Origin of the sequence: Streptomyces sp. AC602_WCS936 (assembly GCF_019049125.1) — a bacterium.
Classification (GTDB): domain Bacteria; phylum Actinomycetota; class Actinomycetes; order Streptomycetales; family Streptomycetaceae; genus Streptomyces.
On the sequence record NZ_JAGMUF010000070.1, the window covers coordinates 1 to 1,195 of the forward strand.

Consider the following 1,195-nt stretch of genomic DNA (forward strand, 5'->3'; position numbering starts at 1 on the left):
AACACAGTGGACGCGAGCAACTGAGGACAAGCCCTCGGCCTATTAGTACCAGTCAACTCCACACCTTGCGGTGCTTCCATATCTGGCCTATCAACCCAGTCGTCTACTGGGAGCCTTACCCCATCAAGTGGGTGGGAGTCCTCATCTCGAAGCAGGCTTCCCGCTTAGATGCTTTCAGCGGTTATCCCTCCCGAACGTAGCCAACCAGCCATGCCCTTGGCAGAACAACTGGCACACCAGAGGTTCGTCCGTCCCGGTCCTCTCGTACTAGGGACAGCCCTTCTCAAGACTCCTACGCGCACAGCGGATAGGGACCGAACTGTCTCACGACGTTCTAAACCCAGCTCGCGTACCGCTTTAATGGGCGAACAGCCCAACCCTTGGGACCGACTCCAGCCCCAGGATGCGACGAGCCGACATCGAGGTGCCAAACCATCCCGTCGATATGGACTCTTGGGGAAGATCAGCCTGTTATCCCCGGGGTACCTTTTATCCGTTGAGCGACGGCGCTTCCACAAGCCACCGCCGGATCACTAGTCCCGACTTTCGTCCCTGCTCGACCCGTCGGTCTCACAGTCAAGCTCCCTTGTGCACTTACACTCAACACCTGATTGCCAACCAGGCTGAGGGAACCTTTGGGCGCCTCCGTTACTCTTTAGGAGGCAACCGCCCCAGTTAAACTACCCATCAGACACTGTCCCTGATCCGGATCACGGACCCAGGTTAGACATCCAGCACGACCAGACTGGTATTTCAACGACGACTCCACCCACACTGGCGTGCGAGCTTCAAAGTCTCCCAGCTATCCTACACAAGCCGAACCGAACACCAATATCAAACTGTAGTAAAGGTCCCGGGGTCTTTCCGTCCTGCTGCGCGAAACGAGCATCTTTACTCGTAGTGCAATTTCACCGGGCCTATGGTTGAGACAGTCGAGAAGTCGTTACGCCATTCGTGCAGGTCGGAACTTACCCGACAAGGAATTTCGCTACCTTAGGATGGTTATAGTTACCACCGCCGTTTACTGGCGCTTAAGTTCTCAGCTTCGCCTGGACGAATCCAAGCTAACCGGTCCCCTTAACGTTCCAGCACCGGGCAGGCGTCAGTCCGTATACATCGCCTTACGGCTTCGCACGGACCTGTGTTTTTAGTAAACAGTCGCTTCTCGCTGGTCTCTGCGGCCACCCCCAGCTCA

General features: G+C 56.2%; 1 rRNA gene. It reads right to left on the reverse strand.

Annotated features, from left to right (window positions below):
• Positions 1–22: 22 nt before the first annotated feature.
• Positions 23–1,195: ribosomal RNA gene (locus tag KUM03_RS24600) — 23S ribosomal RNA — on the reverse strand; the annotation flags it as partial.